We start from the raw sequence: 19324 nt of genomic DNA on the forward strand, positions 1-19324 counted from the left end.
TAGTAAAATATCTAAACAAAATTCCTTTTTTAATACATAAATAACGTTCTACGTTTCTAAAATAACGTTATAAAATTCCCACCAAATTTTTAATCAAAAAACTCTTTTTCTTCGTAATGCGCTGGCATGATGGATATTCCTTTTTGCAATAGCAAATTATTTGGAAAAATGATTCTTTCGCCTTCTTTTGTTCTCAAATTTACGTGAAAGGCACTTATATCTTCAATTTCGGCTTCTATAGGAAAATCTTTGTCGTGAATTTTTATAGTATCTCCAATTCTAAAGGGAAATGAAAAAAATAAAATCATTCCAGAAGTAATGTTGCTTAAAATAGACCATTGTGCAAACATTGCGACACCAATAACAGTAGCGATCGACGATACCGTTATAAAAATGTCTTTCGTATCAACTCCCCAAATCACAATCAGACTGATAGTTACTAGAATATTCATCAACAAATGAATGTATTTGATAACTAAATTTGTGCGATGTTCTAATAGCTGACTGGTGCTGGCGTAACGTCGAATCAATTTTGCAATAATAACTCTTAAAGCTACTAGAGTAAAAAGAAGAATTACGGTGGCTAATATTTCCTGGCTATATTCTTTAAAAGAAAACATAAATTAATTTTTACACTAAAGTACTCAAATATTCATAAACTTTAGCTGTGGGAAGTCCCATAACATTGGTATAAGAGCCTTCGACTTTTGCAACTGCCATAAAACCAAACCATTCCTGAATTCCGTAAGCACCGGCTTTATCATAAGGTTTGTAATTATCAATATAATACAAAATAGCCTCGTCTGACAATTCGTTAAAAGTAACTTTTGTAATATCATTTAATAGAGTAGAAGAAGTGTTAGTTTTAAAGCAAACCGACGTAATTACTTCATGCGTTGTATTCGACATGGATTTGATCATTTCAAAAGCATCTTCCGCACTTTTTGGTTTTCCTAATGCTTTATTTTGATGCCAGACAATGGTGTCGCTTGTTACTAATATCTCATTTTTTTTTAATTCGCCTTCGAAAGCACTTGCCTTTAGTTCGGCCAAGTAATCTGTGATCTCAACCGCTTTTAATTCCGGAGGGTAAATCTCTTCTATATCTTTTAGTCTAATTTCAAAATCAAGATCTAAATCTTTAAAAAATTGCTGTCTTCTTGGAGATCCAGAAGCTAAAATTAAAGTGTATTTTTTAAGTTTTTCTCTAAGCATTGTATAGATGATTTAGGTGAATTACCAGTATTGACAGAATTCCGAAAAGCAAAATCAGTTTTAAAATAGTACTCAAATGATGAAAATCTTTTGGCGATTTTGCAGTAAATATTTTAACTATAAAATACAATAAAGGTGCTAAAATAAAGGCAAAAGCATAAAGCGTTACAATGTACAGTTTGTTTGAAAAAAAGTATGTATTGATGTAAAGCAAACATAAAATAAATGCAATAACAGCAAATCCTAAAGCAATTTTAGAGGCTCTGTTAATTCCAATTGCAATAGGCAAAGTATTCATTCCTTGATTGTAATCACCATTTACATCTTCTATATCTTTAATTATTTCTCTAATAAAGTTTATCATAAAAGCATATAATGCATAATCGAGCAAAATAGAAAATACACTCGCCATTTGTGCTTGATTGTCAGGAATTGTTGCCGGAAATAAATCAAAAATTCCAATGATTATAACGCTCAGCGCCAATAGTAAGGCAACTATAAAATTACCTAAAATCATAATTTGCTTTAAACTAGTAGAATAAAAGTAAAGCAGTGATGCAATTAAAATAAAAATGGTAGCAAAACTCGGCTTCATGATAATATTTGACAACACAAAACCAGTAGCAACACCCGTAATATTCAATCCGATATAGATATTATAAGCGCTGGTTTCAGATATTCCTTTTCCAACAAGCACATCATTTGGTTTATTAATTGTGTCTGTAGCAACATCAAGAATATTATTGATAACATAACCTGCTGCGGCCAATAAAACAGTGCTTAAAACTAATAGCCCATATTGCCAGTCTGCTAAAGCGAGCGGAATATTTTGCTGTTTTAAAAAAGCATAACGAAACAAAATCTGCATAAAAGCAAGCATCAATAAGTTTTTATATCGAATGAGTTTGAGGTATTTCATTTTTTTCTTAAGTTTTAAAGGTTCATAGCAACAAAGGTTCAATGTCTTGCTCTATAATTCACAATTCATAATTCACAATTCACAATTATCTAATCGTGTTTTCCATTAAAATATTCCATCCATTTTCCCTGTACTTTCATTACTTGTTCTATTACATCGCGTGCAGCACCTTTTCCGCCCTTCACGTGCGAGATATAGCGGCAAATATTTTTAATTTCTGGACTTGCATCTTGTGGGCATGTTGGCAACCCAACTAATTTCATTACATGATAATCCGGAATATCATCGCCCATATACAACACTTGTTCTGGGTTTATATTGTAAGTATCAGTATATTCTTTAAAAGTTTTTACTTTATCTGGCGTTCCTAAATGAATGTCGGCGATTCCTAAATTGCGAAGACGAACACGAACACCTTCGTTGCTTCCTCCAGAAATAATACAGACATTATAACCGCTCTCAACAGCTGCCTTCATTGCATAACCGTCACGAATATTCATTGTACGAAGAATTTCTCCTTCATTGGTTACAAAAACGGAACTGTCTGTAAGTACGCCATCAACATCAAAAACAAATGTTGTAATGTCGTTCATTATTTCTTTATAACTTTTTGCCATTATTTTGTATAGATTGTGTTAGTATTTTATAGATATTCTTTTGATTTTGATTGGTTAGATAATCCAAATGCGATTCAATTGTTATTGAGTCATTGCGTTTTGCCGGTCCTGTTTGAGCATCAATCGGATCAAGCGTATTGATTTTTTCAGCAGTTTCCTGAATTAAAGGTTTTAGAATATCAAAAGGAACCTGATGTTCATCACAAATTTCCTGACCAATTTGATATAAATGATTCGTGAAATTATTCACAAAAACAGCTGAAACATGCAAAGCTTTCCGCTGATCTGAATTTATTGGGAAAACAGCATTTGAAATACCTTTTGCAACAGTTTCTAAAACACGAAAATCAAAAGTATTCTCAGCTTCCAGACAAAGCGGAACAGTAGAAAAATCAACCTCTTTGCTTTTAGAGAAAGTTTGAAGCGGATAAAAAACGCCTCTTCTGTTTTTTAAGTCTAAAGTTTCTAAAGAAGCAGCGCCAGAAGTATGAGCCACAAGCTGGTTTTGAAAAGGCAATTGTTTGGAAACTTCTAAAATTGCATTATCAGAAACTGCTATAATGTATAAATCAGCTTCTTTTAATTCTGCAAAATCATCAACAATTTTGTCATAATCAATTAAAGAAGCTAAAGTTTCCTTTTTTCTAGAAAATACTTGTACAATTTCGACCGTCTCACTTTTAGAGAAAGCTTTTATTAAATGCTGCCCAACATTTCCGGAACCAATTAGCGTTATTCGAATCATATCGCAAAATTAGCATTATTTTTTTTAATCGAATGGCTTTAAATTCGTTTGTCTTACGTTTAAAATAACTTCTAAATTCAATATTTTGGACAAAATTTAAAAGCCCGCAGTTATAATTACCAAAGTAATTACAAAAAGCGGACTTAAGCATTGATTTTGATTTATTTAGAATTTTACTGTGCCTTTAGGAACCGTTTCTCCAATAACTGTTTTTTTAGAAAAATCTGATTTTTTATCGGAAACAAATTCAATATTCGAACTTGCCTCACCATCAATTGTAATTGCTTTTGCTGAATTCGAACTGAATTCAATATTTTTGAAAGTCATATTTTTACCATTATAAATTTCAAATACGGTTGGTTTTGCAATATCTAATTTAGCATTGCTGATTTTTATTCCTTTTGCGTCGATAATAGAAAAACCGTTTTCTGCTTTTGCAGTCAGGTTTGATATTTCGATATTCTCGAGATTCATTTCAGGCAGACCTTGCAAAAATACAGCTTGATAAGCGCCGGCAATTGTAATATTTTTTATTAAAATATTTTTAAATTGAGGAGTTTCTTCGTTAACAGGCATTATTTTATTGGCCACTTTACTGCCGCCTTCAGCAAGCGTTTCAGCAATAGATTTTCCTCCATAGTACAAATCAAAAGAAATTGCCTGTGATGGAATATCAGTCATAAAAATATCTGAAATAAAGATATTTTCAACAACTCCGCCACGTCCGCGCGTACTTTTAAAACGCAATCCAACATCGGTTCCCATAAAAGTACAATTTGATACATGAAGATTTTTTACGCCTCCAGACATCTCGCTTCCAACTGTTACACCACCGTGTCCGTGATAAACGATATTGTTTTTGACAATAATATTTTCGCACGGAACACCGCGATCACGTCCGTCTTTATCTTTACCTGATTTTATACAAATTGCATCGTCACCAACATCAAAACTTGAATTTTCAATTACCACATTTTTGCAAGATTCAACGTCAAGACCGTCTCCGTTTTGAGAATACCAAGGATTTCGAACCGTAACATTACGAACGATTAAATCTTCGACCATTAATGGATGAATGTTCCAGGCTGGAGAATTCTGAAAAACAGGTCCGTCAAAAAGCACTCTTTTACTGTTTTGAATGCTTACCATTACCGGACGCAGGAAATCATGAATTGCCTCAAATTCTTCTTTGGTTTTTAAATCCAGACGTACATTTTGATCAGCTCCAACAGAAGCTTTCATGAAAGTCTCAGATGGATACCAGCTTTCTTTTTTATCATTTAAAACACCGCCTGAAGCAATAATTTTTTTCCATTGGCTTTCTGTCAATTTACTCTTTTTAACTTGTCTCCAAACTTCTCCTGAACCATCCCAAACACCGTTTCCAGTAAAGGCAACATTTTCTAGATTTTTGCCATAAATAGGAGAGATGCAGCGCCATGTATTTAGGCCTTCAAAACTGGTTTCAATAATGGGATATAAGCTTTTGTCTGGAGAAAATTTTATTAATGAGCCAGTTTCAGCATGTAATTCGATATTGCTTTTTAGGATAATTGGGCCTGTAAGCCAAACTCCAGGCGGAATAATAACTTTACCGCCACCTTTTTTAGAAACAGCCTCTATGGCATCGGAGAAAGCCTTTGTGTTTAAAATATAACCACCGTTTACTGCACCAAAATCTGTAATTTTTACCGTATTTTTTGGAATAATAGGCTCCTTGACTTTTGCCATTTTAAATTCAATATTCTTATAAGTTTCGTCAGATTTTGAATTTTGAGCAAAGGAGTCTGTACATAAGATAGTCATAACAATTGTCAATGCAAAGAAGAATGAATTAATTGGTTTAGTTTTCATGCAATTATAATTATAGGTTTGGTTAGAGATAGCCTTAATTCTTAATAGTGAAACAATTTTTTAAAGATAATTTAAAAATGACTAATCTTAAAATGAGAATTAATAATGTAATCGATTACACAAATCTATAAAAAAATATCAATATTCAAAGAAATTGGTGCAAAGAATTTCTTTGTAAGAATTAACATCTAGATGCGCTATATTAGCATCTAAAATCAAGTCATTTTTAGTTTTAATTAACAAATCACAAATATTAGAACTCAACATTTTTGAGTACTTTTGTGGCACTTTTATACAATGTAATTCCTCAAAAATGAATAAAAAAATATTCTCTTTTTTGTTTTCTACACGATTAATGGCCGTTCTTTTTTTAACATTTGCAATCGCAATGGGTGTTGGAACTTTTATCGAAAGTAAGTACAACACAGATACAGCCAGAATTTTAATTTACAATACTTGGTGGTTTGAAGCAATAATGGCTGTTTTCATGCTTAATTTCTTCGGAAATATTAAACGGTACCAATTGCATAAAAAAGAAAAATGGGCAACTTTATTACTTCATATTGCTTTTGTTTTTATCATTTTAGGAGCTTTTATTACACGTTATATCAGCTATGAAGGCATGATGCCCATTCGTGAAGGCGCTGCAGAAAACCAAATTTATTCAGACAAAACATTCCTGACTGTTTTTGCAGATGGAGAATATAAAGGTGAAATGAAACGAAGAGTTTTTGAGAAAAACCTTTTATTGTCACCGGTTACTAATAATAATTTCAGTATGTCTGGCAAGTTTGATGAAACGCCTTTTGAGGTGAGTTATGTAAACTATATTATGGGTGCTAAAGAAACTATAAAACCAGACCCAAGCGGAACTTTGTACCTTAAATTAGTTGAAGCCGGAGCAGGCGGACGTGAAGAACATTTCTTAAAGGAGGGAGAAGTTCAAAACATTCACAATGTTTTATTTGCTTTGAATAAACAGACTGATGGAGCAATTAATATAAATACAAAAGGAGAAAAATATACAATTCAGACACCTTTTGAAGGAGAATTTATGCGAATGGCAGACAAATTTAAAGGAAGCGTGACCAAAGATAACGTCCAGCCTTTAATGATGCGTTCGTTATATAGTATAGGTGATATTAGAATTGTTTTTCCAGATCCTGCTGTAAAAGGAATTGTTGATTATGAGTCTAATAATGATTTTAAAGCGAAATCGCATACCGATGCCTTGATTGTAAAAGTAAAAGCAGAAGGACAGGAAAAAGAAGTAAGACTTTTAGGTTCTAAAGGCAGTATTGGTGAACCGCAAACCGTTAAAATTGGAAAAATAGAATACAGTTTATTCTACGGAAGCAAGGCTTACGTTTTGCCTTTCAAAATTAAATTGAACGATTTTATTGCAACTAAATATCCAGGAACAGAAAAAAGCTATTCGGCTTTTGAAAGTAAAGTTACCGTTCAGGATTCTGCAGAAACTTTTAATGCAGATATTTATATGAATCACGTTTTAGATCATAAAGGATATCGCTTTTTTCAATCATCTTTTGATCCGGATGAAAAAGGAACAGTTTTATCTGTAAACCACGATTTTTGGGGAACTTCGATAACTTATTTAGGGTATTTTATGTTATTTTTCGGATTAATGGCAATTATGTTTACTAAAGATTCTCGTTTTACTGATTTGAAAAGAAAATTAGAAAATGTAAAAAAGAAAAAAGAAAAACTGATTACAATTTTAGTATTAATGATCAGTTTGAGTGGTTTTGCTCAAGCACCTCACGTTCACACTCCTGGCCACGATCACAATCACACGACAGATCCAAATGATCATGCAAATCACGTTACTGCTGCACCAAGTCAGAGACAGTTAGATTCGTTATTAACGATTTATAAAGCTCCAGAAGCGCATGCAGCAAAATTTGGACGTTTGATTATTCAGGATGCTGGAGGAAGAATGAAGCCTATTAATACTTTTTCATCTGAATTGTTGAGAAAAGTAAGTCAGAGTGATACATATAACGGAATGAATTCTGATCAGGTATTTTTGTCAATGACACAATACGCTCAGGTTTGGATTCAGATTCCGCTTATTTATTTAAGATCAGGGAATGACAGTATTCGTAAAATTATTGGTGTAGAAAAAGATGCAAAACATGCTCCGTTTGTACAATTTTTTGATGCTAACGGTAATTATAAACTTTCTCCTTATTTAGATGCAGCTTATAAAGCAGCAAATCCGAATCAGTTTGAAAAAGATTTTATCGAAACGGATAAAAAAGTTAATCTAATGGAATCTGCTTTGAGTGGCAGTATTTTGAAAATTTTCCCTATTCCGAATGATCCAAACAATAAATGGGTTTCGTATTTAGAAAGAGAGCACGGCGCATTAAAAGGAATGGATTCTACGTATGTAAAGCAAATTCTGCCTTTATATTTCAGTGCTTTAAATAATGCTTCTATTTCTAAAAACTTCAATACAGCTGATCAATTGGTTGAAAGCATTAATGGCTTTCAAAAGAAATTTGGAAGCAAAGTACGTCCTAGCGAACAAAAAATTGATGCAGAAATCGCTTATAATAAATATGACGTTTTCAAAAAATTGCCATATTGGTATATTACAGCGTCAATCTTGATGTTGATTTTTACGATTATAAATATCTTTTTTGAGAAAAAATGGCTTCGTTTTACAGTAAATGGATTCCATATTATTGTTGGGTTTTTATTTGCTCTTCATACTTTAGGATTAGTTGCCCGCTGGTATATTTCAGGACACGCACCTTGGAGTAATGCTTATGAATCAATTATATATGTGGCATGGGCGACCATGTTCTTTGGATTGGCTTTTGACAGAAAATCAAAACTGACTGTAGCATCATCTGCTTTTGTTACAGCAATGATTTTAATGGCTGCCTACATGAACTGGATTGATCCAGAAATCGCCAATTTACAGCCTGTCTTAAACTCTTATTGGTTAATGATTCACGTTGCTGTAATTGTAGCAAGTTATGGCCCATTTGCACTAGGAATGATCTTAGGTTTCGTTGCACTGCTGTTGATTTTCTTTACAACTGAAAAGAACAGAGCTAAAATTGAATTAAACATAAAAGAGATTACCTATATCAATGAAATGGCTTTGACAATTGGTCTAATTATGTTAACTATTGGTAACTTTTTAGGAGGACAATGGGCGAATGAAAGCTGGGGACGTTACTGGGGCTGGGATCCAAAAGAAACTTGGGCCTTAATCTCTATTATGGTTTATGCATTTGTAATTCACGCACGTTTTGTGCCGGCTTTACGCGGAAAATGGTTTTTTAATTTAATGAGTATGTTCGCGTTTATCTCTATTTTATTCACATATTATGGAGTAAATTTCCATTTGGTTGGACTGCATTCATACGCAAGCGGAGAAGCACATTCTCTAAATTGGATTTGGTATTCATTGGCAACAATTTCTGTTATTGGAGCTATTACATATCCTAAATACCATAAATATTACAAGAGTAAAAAAGTAAAAAATAGATAATTATTAGAAGTAATTATTAATTCATAAAAAAAGGTTCAATGATAAGTTGAACCTTTTTTTATTTGACTATTTCTATAAATTGTTAATCTTACCTGAAATCTTTAGAAAAACTTTTTTCTAAACCAAAAGGCTACATTTACTAAAGCAATCAAAGCAGGTACTTCAACCAAAGGCCCAATCACACCGGTAAATGCCTGACCACTATTAATGCCAAAAACTCCAATAGCAACAGCAATGGCCAATTCAAAATTATTTCCGGTGGCAGTAAACGCAATTGCAGCACTCTTAGAATAATCTGCACCAAAATACTTTCCTGTAAAGAAACTCAGAATAAACATAACTAAAAAATAAATAAATAAAGGAATCGCAATTCGTATCACATCCATCGGAATCTGAACAATCATTTCACCTTTCAGATTAAACATAATAAAAATGGTAAATAATAATGCAATTAATGTGATAGGTGAAATAAACGGAATATATTTATTGTGAAACCATTCTTCTCCCTTCACTTTTATTAAAATGTAGCGGCTTATAATTCCGAGTGCGAACGGAATTCCTAAGTAGATTCCAACACTTTCTGCAATTTGAGTAATACTTATATTTATTTTAAAACCAGAATAACCAAAATAAGGAGGTAAAATCGTGATAAAAAAATAAGCATATATGCTATAAAGTAAAACCTGAAAAATACTGTTTAAAGCGATTAATCCGGCGGCATATTCACGGTTTCCATAAGCAAGATCATTCCATACAACCACCATGGCAATACAACGAGCCAAACCAATTAGAATTAAGCCTGTCATGTATTCTGGATATCCCTTTAAAAATAAAAGAGCCAACAAAAACATTAAAATTGGGCCAATAATCCAATTAAGAAATAATGATGCACTTAATACTTTTGCATCTTTGAAAATATCTTTAACTTTATTATAATTAACTTTAGCCAATGGAGGATACATAATTAATATGAGTCCAATTGCAAGTGGAATACTAGTAGTTCCGCTAGAGAAAGAGTTAATATATTTTCCACTTGACGGAAAATAATATCCAATAGAAATGCCAATTATCATAGCTAGGAAAATCCAAAACGTTAGAAAACGATCCAGAAATCCTAATTTTTTTCTTTCCGGTGAAGCAGAAATACAATGATCTTTTGCCATATTATTTTTTTATTTGCGAGAAAACATAAAACATTTCAGTCGCAATTTGAAGACTTCTTTCTTTGTATTTCTGAGATTGATGTGGTGTGTTATCAAATGCTTTTGGATCGTCATAAGTTATCGGAATCCGTTTTTCTGCTCCAGCTATAAAAGGACAACCGTTATCGGCCTGAGAACAGGTCATAATAGCGGCAAACTCTTTTTGTGGATTAAAATAATTATCATACGTTTTAGAAAAACCTATAATTGGAGATTCATTTGGAGAAAATTTTATCGCATAAATTGGATTTTTTTTATCAGAAATTTTTTTTATCAGAAACCCAGATGATTCTAATGTTTCGGCAACTTTAGGAAATAACGCAGTTGTTTCAGTTCCTCCAGAATAACAAAAAACACTTTTTATTCCATAATAATGTGCTGCTGTCTGTGCCCAAACTTGCGACAAATGACTTCTTCTAGAATTGTGTGTGCAAATAAAGTTTAAGCGAATATTTTGTTGAATATCAGTATTATATTGAATGAAATCAATAAGAGGTTTTAATATTTTTTTTCGATCAAGAGTTATTTCGTCAAAATTAAATGCTAAAACGGTTTCTTGTATTTCCTTAAATAAAATTTCTTTATGCATCTCTTACTTAATTAACAACAACCTCCGCCAGGTGTGCAAGAATTTGAACTTTCTCCATTTAACTGTGTCAGCTTCATTTTTGGTTTTTCTGAAGGGATGCCACATTGATCCTTTGCTAAGCAAGCAGTTTGTTTATTCAACAGTTCAAAATCTTTTCCATTAAAACCTAAATCATATTTGCCAATGGTAGTATCTTGATATTCAACTTCAATTTCAAAATCTTCGATCCCTAATATCTTTTCCGAAAGTTCAATAATGTGATTTAATTTTTGAGGTTTTAAACGGTGTTCAAAATCGTTTGCATCCCAAAGCTGAAAGTTGACAACAGTTTCATTACGGACAACCCCGCCACAATCAATAAAGTTTTTTGTAATTAAACCTACTTCAGTTACATGAAAATGTTCTGGAACAAAATTTCCGTTTGGTAATTTAAAATTTACCGTTTCGAGAGTAGTTAGTATTTTTTTTATTTCTGAAAGTTTCATAATAATTTGATTTACTGATTAACAACATTCTTTGTTTCTTTTCTCTATATGATTTGCCACTAGGTTGAAAAAAATTTTAATTTTATCAAAGCCAGCTTCATTAATGCAATAGCAAATTGCATTTCCTTCAATGCTTCCTTTTATTAATCCGGCATTTTTAAGTTCTTTTAAATGCTGGGAAATAGTAGGCTGGGAGAGAGGAAGTTCGTTTACAATATCGCCACAAATACAAGTATTTACTTTTAATAAATATTCGATTATAGCAATACGTGCAGGATGCCCCAATGCCTTAGTTAGGTTACCCAGTTCGTTTTGATTATCTGTAAAGTAATCTGATTTTGTAGCTCCCATAGTAATATATTTATATTGCAATATTACGATATAAATAATTATAAAGAAAATATATTCGATTATTTTTCTTCTTTTTTATTTATATATGGTCTATTTTGGAAGCTTTCCTATTATTGCAAGCACTATGATGACTATGATAATAAAACAAATTAAAAATATTAGGTGACTTAGTATAGTTAAAAAGAATGCCTTGATTTTTGATATTTTATTAAAAAATTGAATATTCGTCCAAAACGTCAAGAAAATTCCAATTATGTAAGTCATAGTTGAAAACTTCTCAACATGATTTTTACTGCTCAAATATAATAATACAGGAAATGTCAAAATTTGCACAAAAAGTCGCTGTGAGGCTTTAAAAGTATTAAGAACAAAAAATTCAAAAAAATTATAGCCTTGTTTTCTAAATACTATAAAGGTTCCAACTGTATATATGGGTATGGTAGCTATGGTTATCCATGAAAAGTGTGTTGCCATCCATTCATTATAGTCAGTTAAATCAAAATCTGGATTGTCTGAATTTGCGAATAAATTGATCTTATAGTAATGGCATAAAAAACCATAAAAAGCCCCAAGAACAGCAACTAATGACAAAGGTTTGAAATGTTTAATTCTTTTTCCTTCAATAAATTCACGAATAGAGTGGCCGGGTCTGGTAAATAATTGTTTTAAAGAATATGGAATTCCTTGGTCAAAATGAAGCAATCCGTGCTGAATATCGTGCCATAAAAAATGACCGTTTATTTTATGAGTTTCAGCGGGCTGTCCGCAATTGTTACAATAATGTCCGGTATAAGCCTGATGGCAGTTTTTACAGATTATTTCCATAAATTATGTCTTTAAAATTTATAAAACTTTATTTTCTTTTTTGAAACCATCAGGATACATAATTGCCAATAAGACCACTATTAGCAAAAAATTATATTCAACACCATTTCTGCCACCGCCCACTACAAACCAACCTTCTTTAAAATGAACCAAAACAATACCCATCAATAAAACAAAAATGGTTACAAATCCAGCAAGCTTAATGTATTTATTTGAAATTAAAAGTATTGCGGCAACAACATGCGATAATTTTATTGACCAAGCCAGGAATACTCCAAAAGGAGCAAAACCAATTTGATTCAGAAATAGATTTCCGAAATCATTAATTCCGTTGTCGAACATTCCAAAAACAGAATGCGTAAGTAATATAATAGCAACAGCAATTCTTAAAAGTAAAGTTCTATTCATGATTAATTTTGGTTTTTGGCTGTGCTAAAAATAATAAAAAAACGCATATTAAAATTAATTAATACGCGTTTAGAATTTATGACAAATTTTCTTTTAAACTTTTCCTAAAGTATATAACTGTGTCATTGTTGGAGTTAAACTTCCACCAGCAGGTTCTAGTGTAATACCAAAAGCTTCTGCTTCGTTTGTACGGTCTACTGCGAATATTTTTTGAGGATTTCCTTCAAAATCGCTTAATAAACCAATACTTGTTGGCGTAAGTACTGGACTTAATTTTAAAGCCCAAACTTGATAAACCATTCCTTTTGGAGGCTTTGGCAAACCAGCGGCATCTATATAAGTCGTTTTTGTGTCTTTGTTCCAATATACTTTTGCAAAAGAGGTCGGCGAAACAGCTTGACCGCCAAGCGTTACACCAGTGTTTTTAATGTCTCTTACAATAGTTAAACTTTTCTCGATTTCTTTATTTTGCTGTCCTAAGTAGGCATAATCTCTCTCAATTTTAGTTTTCTCATTGCCAACTGTAGCAATAGCCTCCTTTGTTTTGGTCAATTCTAAAGTTTGGTACCCAAATCCTAAAAGCAATAATACAGCAGCAGCCCAACCGACATATTGAGACCAGTTTGATGCTGGTTTCATATCGACTACTTTGCCATGTTTCAGTTCTAGACGGGCTTTTATCTTTTCAAAATTAGCTACCGAGTGGAAAGGAGAGAAGCTTGATGATAAAGCCACAATAGCTTTTTCTATCGCAATTATTTCCTGATCAACTTCGGGATTTTTTTTCGCTAATTCTGCTATTTCTAGATTTTCAGTTTCGGTTAATAAACCGTAAACATATAGTTCTAGAATTCCTGATTCTATATACTCTTGTGCTTCCATTATATTTTTAAATAATTACGTAAATCGTTAATACAGTTTCTGTTTTGTGTCTTGATAGTTCCCAGTGGCAATGCCAATTCTTCTGAAGCTTCTTGTTGGGTATATCCTTTGAAAAATAATAAATCAATGATCTCAATACATTTTGGTTTTAATTTTTTTACAAATTCTTGTATTCCAATTGTATCAATTCTATTGATGAGTTTATTACTGTCATCTAACAGATTTACGAAATTATCTGAGGAAAGGTTTTTTTGGCTGTTATTAAAATTTTTAGATCTTAACTTATCAATCGACGTATTTCGAGCAATATTAAGGATCCAGGTGTAAAATCGTCCTTTGCTTTCATTATAAGAATCGATATTTTTCCATATTTTGACAAAAACTTCCTGCAAAACATCTTCTGCTTCTTCGCGATTTTTAACTAGTACATTAATTACGGAAAATAGACTTTTCGCATACATATCATACAAATGGGTAAAAGCTCTTTCGTCTTTTTTGTAAATTAAAACTAACAATTCTTCTTGACTCATAGATTTGGATTTTAAAGTTTAAACTAAAATTATTAAACATTATTTTATTACCTGAGATAAAGTTACTTTATTTTTTTGTAAAAATTTATTTTTTTTTAACAACCAAAAACCTAGTAAAATAAGGGATTCAAAAAAAAAATCACTTTTTTTTCAATTTTTTAAAACCAAAAGCAATCCAGTTACGTAAATGCTATTATAACATGAAATGAATATCTATTAAAATAGCAGAAAAACTTTAAAGGATATCGAGATGCAGTTATTTAAAGAATTGAAATGATAGAATTCTCTTTAAAATTTAACGTTTTTGAAGAACAGAAATGTAAATATAATCTCAGTAAATAAAATTAGCGTGATGGTCAGTATAAATAAATTAAAAATATTGATTGTTGGTTTGACCAGCATTTTAGCACTAACGAATTTTAACGGAAGCGAGTTGCAAAAAGAAATAATTAAAACAGCTTTTTGCAATAAATTTTAAAAAGAAAATAGTTTAATAGTTGGTGTCCTCGGACTTCCAAACCGAAATTTAATTTAAAAACAGGAATTCCCAGATTAAAAGACAGAGAAAATTTTCCATTATAAACGCCATTGAAATTAAAAAATAGGGAATTACGAATTAGGGTTTTAAAATTAATTTTCACCATAACCGAGAGGCACCAGCTATAAATTTAAAAATATAAAGCGATAATACGCATAAGATTAATTCATGGTTTGATTTGTTTGTATGGGGGGAAGCCTAAGGTCTGATTAACCTTAGGCTTCATTTTTTTTAACGTATGTTTAATGAAAAATAAAACATTCAAAACGTTTTCGTAAAATAGATTTTAACTAATTTTATAAAAAATTAAAAAATGAAAAATATAGTATTCTTAGTTTGCAGTGCATTATTTATGATGGCTTCGCAAGTTCAAGCTCAAAAAACAACAAATAAACCTAAAACAGAAGTCATGGCAAAAGAAACCATTTATCAATTTAAGGTTGAAGATTTATCAGGAAATACTTTTGATTTTGCTTCTTTAAAAGGAAAGAAAATTCTAATTGTAAACACAGCATCAAAATGTGGGTTAACACCACAATACAAAGATCTTGAAGCAGTTTACAAAGAATATAAAGACAAAGGTTTCGTAATTGTAGGGTTTCCTGCTAACAACTTTGCATCTCAAGAACCGGGAACAAACGCGGAAATTCAGACATTTTGTCAACAAAATTATGGGGTAACTTTTCCAATGATGGACAAGATTTCTGTCAAAGGTGATGACATGGCTGATGTTTATAAATTCTTAACTCAAAAATCTAAAAACGGTTTGCAAGATTCTGAAGTAGAGTGGAATTTTCAAAAATACTTAATCAACGAAAAAGGGGAATTGGTTAAAGTTATTAAGCCAAAAACGTTAGTTACAGAACCAGAAGTTATCAACTGGATAAAAAGTTAATTAGATTACTGTCTAAAACAAAAAATCCACAAACTTGAATTAATTTTCAAGTTTGTGGATTTTTTTGTAATTTATTAGTTGCAATACATAGGTCATTTCTCGTACCACGAAATGACAAAATGTAGAGAATGATCATTATCATTACGTGCGGTTAAACCAATATTAACTGCATAAAAACCAAATCAAGCCAATGATCGAATTTATAACCAACTTCTCGAATAGTTCCTGTAACAACAAATCCGTATTTTTCATGAAAAGCAATGCTTCCTGCATTATCAGCATCGATAGCACCAATCATACAATGATAACCTTGTTCTTTTGCTAAGCGAATTAATTCAGTCAATAATTTCGATCCTATTCCTTTTCCTATTACGTGATCGACCACATAAACAGAATGCTCCACAGTATATTGATAACCAATCTTTTCACGAAATTGCCCATAACTTCCAAATCCAACAACTTCGCCATCTAAATCCGCTACCACAATCGGAAGATTTTTAGCTGTTTTATCTTCAAACCATTTTTTTTGCACTTCAAGCGTTTGAATATCATAGTTGTAATTTGCAGTGGTATGCAAAATAGAATAATTTACAATATCAAGAATTTTTTGCAAATCATTTACAGTTGCGGGTCTAAGGTTTAGGTTCATGGTAATTATGTAAGTGTTATTTTGTATTTAATTCTGCCAGTAAAGTATCAACTTCTTTCGAATTCCAATTCATTTCGTTAGAAATAGTTTTAGCGTCTTTTGCATATTGCAAAGCCATTTTTTTATCTTTTATTTTATCGTAAAGTCGTGCGAGGAGCAAGTTTCCATCATAAGAATCATTTAATTCTAACGAATGTTTTACCCAAGAAATCGATTTTTTTAAACTTTCAGTATCTTTAATATGTTTTAAATACGTTTGACCTATATCTTTCAGGAAACTGGCGTCATTCCAAACTAGCTTTTGAGCGTTTTCTAGGGTTACTTTCTTATAAAACTGCCATTTTTCAGTTCTTTCTGCTAAAGTCAAATCAAACTTAAAAACTAGGGAATCTGTCTTTTGCAATCGAATCGATTTTGCAACTTCTCTTTGTTTATAATAGTTTACAGTATCTAAATTATCGACATACGGGCGAAGCAATTCGTTTACAATACTTTCTATTTTGCGGTCTACACGATTTTGAGAAGCTACAGCAGCAAACTCGTTTTGATGTTTTAAAACATATTGAAACTCCCTCGAATTTATATCCGTTACTCCATTTGCAATAATTCTCCAATTGGTTTCGCTTACTAATTGAACATCAGACTGTGTATTCAGGTAAATGTGAGTTGGCGGTGATAAATCGGTTCTGTCTTTTCCTTTTTTTAAAGTATTCAAATAAGAAAAGAATTTACTCGAATTGCTCGGATCTGCAAGAAACTCTTTTTCTAAATAGGGCAATTGCATTTTCAGATTTAAGGCATTATTGGCTTCAGTCATAAATTCAGGCGTTTTCATTTCGCCTTTTAAGCCATACAAAAGCGTTTCATTATTCGGATCAATAAATAAAAACGTAGGCAATGATTTAGTATTAAATTTATTCTTAAGCGCAATTCCTTCTTCTTTTTCAATGTTTTTCCAAGCGCAAATAAAGTTTTTTTTCAAAAAGGACATGACATTCGGATCGCTAAAAACCTCTTTTTTCATTTGGTTGCAGTGCGGACACCAATCAGCGTAAAGCATTACAAAAAGCGGTTTTCCTTGTAATTTAGCCGTTTCTAAAGCAGTTTTGTAGGGAGTGTCTTCTGGAACAAACTGATTTTGAGATTTTACGGTTTGGAATGAAATGAAAAGAAAGAATATATATAAGAAACGCATATTGAGTTTTTTTATCAAAATTTCGCTTATACAAATATATTCCCTTTTTCTAAAACCACTCTTAATATCTTCCTAATATATAAGTAAAATCAAGTGCGAAGTTTGTAACTTTGTAGTAACAAAAGAAATCTTTAATCTTAGATTTTCTTTCCAAAAGAAATACGCCATACGAATGATTTACCCCAAAATACCGCTTGCACAAAGCATTATCGAAATTTGTTCAGCAAAAGGAATCACCAATATTATAATCTCTCCAGGTTCAAGAAACGCACCTTTAACTATAGGATTTGCCCAAAATTCAAACTTTAAATGTTACAGTATTGCAGATGAGCGATGTGCTGCATTTTTTGCTTTGGGAATCGCGCAGCAAACTAAAAAACCAACGGCAATTGTTTGTACTTCAGGATCTGCGTTGTTGAATTATTATCCGGCTGTTGCCGAAGCTTTTTACAGTCAGATTCCGTTAATCGTGATTTCTGCAGATCGTCCTCAAAGCAAAATTGACATTGGTGACGGACAAACGATTCGTCAGGAAAATGTTTTTCAGAATCATGCTGTTTTCAACGCAAATTTAACGGAAGAGGCTTCTGCTGAAAATGATTTAAAAATCAATAAAGCCATAGAAACTGCGATTCTTTTAAAAGGTCCAGTTCATATAAATGCACCTTTTGAAGAGCCATTGTACGAAACAGTTGAAGCGCTTTCAGTAGAACCAAAGATTACACATTCTGACGAAATTCTCGGAACAAAAATTATTGAAAACGAAGAAGATTTTGTTGCAATCTGGAATGCAGCAAAGCGAAAACTGATTTTAGTTGGTGTGAACGAAGCAAATTCTATCGATGAAAAAACAGTAGAAAATTTTGCTTCTGATCCTTCAGTAGTAGTACTGACCGAAACAACTTCTAATTTGCATCATCCAAGCTTTATTAATAGCATCGATACTTTAATTACACCTTTTGAAGATGCTGATTTTAAAGATTTTCAGCCCGAAATATTAGTTACTTTTGGTGGAATGATTGTATCAAAAAGAATCAAAGCTTTTTTAAGAAAATACAAACCAAAACACCATTGGCATATTGATACTTTGCGTGCTTACGATACGTTTAGCGCATTGACACAACATTTTGTAATGCAGCCAAATGATTTCTTCAATTCTCTATTAAATAAAACTTCTTTTACACAAAGTGATTATTTTTCGAAAATCAATTCTATTTATGAACTTCGAAAAATAAAAAGAAAGGAATATTTAGAAAAAACTGCATTTTCTGACTTTAAAGTTTTTGAGAAAGTTATAGAATCTTTGCCTAAAAATAGTCAGCTGCAAATCAGCAACAGTTCGGCTATTCGATACGCACAGTTAATACATATAGATCCTTCAATCGAAGTATTCTGCAATAGAGGAACGAGTGGAATTGATGGAAGTACGTCAACAGCTATTGGTGCTGCTGTCGGAAGTCAAAAACCAAACGTTTTTATTACGGGCGATGTTAGTTTTTTATACGATAGCAATGCTCTCTGGAATTCATACATTCCAAAAAATTTCAAAATTATTTTGATTAATAATGGAGGAGGAGGAATTTTTAGAATTTTGCCTGGTCATGAAGAAAAACCTGTTTTTAATACTTATTTCGAAACGTCGCATAAGCTGACTGCGGAGCATTTGGCTAAAATGTACAAGATGAATTATTTAACAGCAACTGATGTAAATTCATTAGGAGAAAATATAACCACATTGTTTACTCACAATGATGCTCCAACTATTCTAGAGATTTTTACTCCTACTTCTGAAAACGATGTTATTTTGAAACAATACTTTAAAGAATTGGTTTAATTTGTAAGTTAAAGTTTGTTAAAATAAATTAAAAAGCAAAATTAAAATTTACTTTTGACTGC

The 19324-nt window shown here is 31.8% G+C and carries 19 protein-coding genes; 3 read left to right on the top strand and 16 right to left on the bottom strand.

The window, feature by feature from the left end:
• Positions 1 to 89: 89 nt before the first annotated feature.
• The 6 genes from IRZ83_RS00210 to IRZ83_RS00235 form a co-directional block, all read right to left on the bottom strand.
• On the bottom strand, positions 90 to 620 hold the full coding sequence (locus tag IRZ83_RS00210; protein ID WP_194565979.1) for a mechanosensitive ion channel domain-containing protein: 531 nt from the start codon (positions 618 to 620) through the stop codon (positions 90 to 92).
• 10 nt (positions 621 to 630) lie between these two features.
• Positions 631 to 1215: a Maf-like protein gene (locus IRZ83_RS00215; protein ID WP_194565981.1), complete on the bottom strand. Its 585-nt coding sequence runs from the start codon at positions 1213 to 1215 to the stop codon at positions 631 to 633.
• Positions 1208 to 2134, bottom strand: a complete 927-nt coding sequence (locus IRZ83_RS00220) for a geranylgeranylglycerol-phosphate geranylgeranyltransferase (RefSeq protein WP_194565983.1) — start codon at positions 2132 to 2134, stop codon at positions 1208 to 1210. The genes IRZ83_RS00215 and IRZ83_RS00220 overlap by 8 nt, the downstream gene beginning before the upstream one ends.
• A gap of 89 nt (positions 2135 to 2223) precedes the next feature.
• Positions 2224 to 2751 (bottom strand): KdsC family phosphatase, encoded by a 528-nt coding sequence (locus IRZ83_RS00225; RefSeq protein ID WP_194565985.1) that lies wholly within the window; start codon positions 2749 to 2751, stop codon positions 2224 to 2226.
• Positions 2735 to 3496: a Rossmann-like and DUF2520 domain-containing protein gene (locus IRZ83_RS00230; RefSeq protein ID WP_194565986.1), complete on the bottom strand. Its 762-nt coding sequence runs from the start codon at positions 3494 to 3496 to the stop codon at positions 2735 to 2737. The genes IRZ83_RS00225 and IRZ83_RS00230 overlap by 17 nt, the downstream gene beginning before the upstream one ends.
• A 165-nt stretch (positions 3497 to 3661) precedes the next feature.
• Positions 3662 to 5350, bottom strand: a complete 1689-nt coding sequence (locus IRZ83_RS00235; protein ID WP_194565987.1) for a glycoside hydrolase family 28 protein — start codon at positions 5348 to 5350, stop codon at positions 3662 to 3664.
• A gap of 313 nt (positions 5351 to 5663) precedes the next feature.
• Between IRZ83_RS00235 and ccsA the strand changes: the two genes are divergently transcribed.
• Positions 5664 to 8879 carry a cytochrome c biogenesis protein CcsA gene (ccsA, locus tag IRZ83_RS00240; protein WP_194565994.1) on the top strand — a complete coding sequence of 1072 codons (3216 nt, stop codon included), beginning with the start codon at positions 5664 to 5666 and terminating at the stop codon, positions 8877 to 8879.
• A gap of 101 nt (positions 8880 to 8980) precedes the next feature.
• Here the strand turns inward: ccsA and arsB are convergent, their stop codons facing one another.
• The 8 genes from arsB to IRZ83_RS00280 all read right to left on the bottom strand — a co-directional run bounded on the left by arsB (position 8981) and on the right by IRZ83_RS00280 (position 14151).
• Positions 8981 to 10042 carry an ACR3 family arsenite efflux transporter gene (gene arsB, locus IRZ83_RS00245; RefSeq protein ID WP_194565996.1) on the bottom strand — a complete coding sequence of 354 codons (1062 nt, stop codon included), beginning with the start codon at positions 10040 to 10042 and terminating at the stop codon, positions 8981 to 8983.
• Position 10043: 1 nt separating this feature from the next.
• Positions 10044 to 10670 carry a protein-tyrosine-phosphatase gene (locus IRZ83_RS00250; protein ID WP_194565998.1) on the bottom strand — a complete coding sequence of 209 codons (627 nt, stop codon included), beginning with the start codon at positions 10668 to 10670 and terminating at the stop codon, positions 10044 to 10046.
• An 11-nt stretch (positions 10671 to 10681) separates the two neighbouring features.
• Positions 10682 to 11155, bottom strand: coding sequence for a DUF6428 family protein (locus IRZ83_RS00255; protein WP_194566000.1), 474 nt, complete (start codon positions 11153 to 11155; stop codon positions 10682 to 10684).
• Positions 11156 to 11173: 18 nt separating this feature from the next.
• A complete protein-coding gene (locus IRZ83_RS00260) occupies positions 11174 to 11506 on the bottom strand; it encodes an ArsR/SmtB family transcription factor (RefSeq protein WP_194566002.1) in 333 nt (110 codons plus the stop codon).
• A 90-nt stretch (positions 11507 to 11596) separates the two neighbouring features.
• The gene (locus IRZ83_RS00265; protein ID WP_051662687.1) at positions 11597 to 12331 is read right to left on the bottom strand and encodes a DUF3667 domain-containing protein; all 735 of its coding nucleotides are present in this window, start codon (positions 12329 to 12331) and stop codon (positions 11597 to 11599) included.
• Between the two features lie 18 nt (positions 12332 to 12349).
• Entirely contained in the window at positions 12350 to 12739 is a 390-nt protein-coding gene (locus tag IRZ83_RS00270) for a DoxX family protein (RefSeq protein WP_194566005.1), read from the bottom strand.
• A 93-nt stretch (positions 12740 to 12832) separates the two neighbouring features.
• Positions 12833 to 13621 (bottom strand): anti-sigma factor domain-containing protein, encoded by a 789-nt coding sequence (locus tag IRZ83_RS00275; RefSeq protein WP_194566007.1) that lies wholly within the window; start codon positions 13619 to 13621, stop codon positions 12833 to 12835.
• On the bottom strand, positions 13621 to 14151 hold the full coding sequence (locus tag IRZ83_RS00280; RefSeq protein WP_029270423.1) for an RNA polymerase sigma factor: 531 nt from the start codon (positions 14149 to 14151) through the stop codon (positions 13621 to 13623). Before IRZ83_RS00280 ends, IRZ83_RS00275 begins: the two co-directional genes overlap by 1 nt.
• 851 nt (positions 14152 to 15002) lie before the next feature.
• Between IRZ83_RS00280 and IRZ83_RS00285 the strand changes: the two genes are divergently transcribed.
• On the top strand, positions 15003 to 15584 hold the full coding sequence (locus IRZ83_RS00285) for a glutathione peroxidase (RefSeq protein WP_029270421.1): 582 nt from the start codon (positions 15003 to 15005) through the stop codon (positions 15582 to 15584).
• A 151-nt stretch (positions 15585 to 15735) separates the two neighbouring features.
• On the opposite strand, the gene IRZ83_RS00290 is transcribed toward IRZ83_RS00285, so the two are convergent.
• Positions 15736 to 16233: a GNAT family N-acetyltransferase gene (locus tag IRZ83_RS00290; RefSeq protein WP_194566009.1), complete on the bottom strand. Its 498-nt coding sequence runs from the start codon at positions 16231 to 16233 to the stop codon at positions 15736 to 15738.
• A gap of 16 nt (positions 16234 to 16249) precedes the next feature.
• Complete coding sequence (locus IRZ83_RS00295; protein ID WP_194566011.1) at positions 16250 to 17428, bottom strand: thioredoxin family protein; 1179 nt, start codon at positions 17426 to 17428, stop codon at positions 16250 to 16252.
• Between the two features lie 172 nt (positions 17429 to 17600).
• Between IRZ83_RS00295 and menD the strand changes: the two genes are divergently transcribed.
• On the top strand, positions 17601 to 19262 hold the full coding sequence (gene menD, locus IRZ83_RS00300) for a 2-succinyl-5-enolpyruvyl-6-hydroxy-3-cyclohexene-1-carboxylic-acid synthase (RefSeq protein ID WP_194566013.1): 1662 nt from the start codon (positions 17601 to 17603) through the stop codon (positions 19260 to 19262).
• Positions 19263 to 19324 lie beyond the last annotated feature (62 nt).

The sequence above is a fragment of the Flavobacterium sp. JLP genome, assembly GCF_015350755.1.
Taxonomy (GTDB): Bacteria; Bacteroidota; Bacteroidia; order Flavobacteriales; family Flavobacteriaceae; genus Flavobacterium.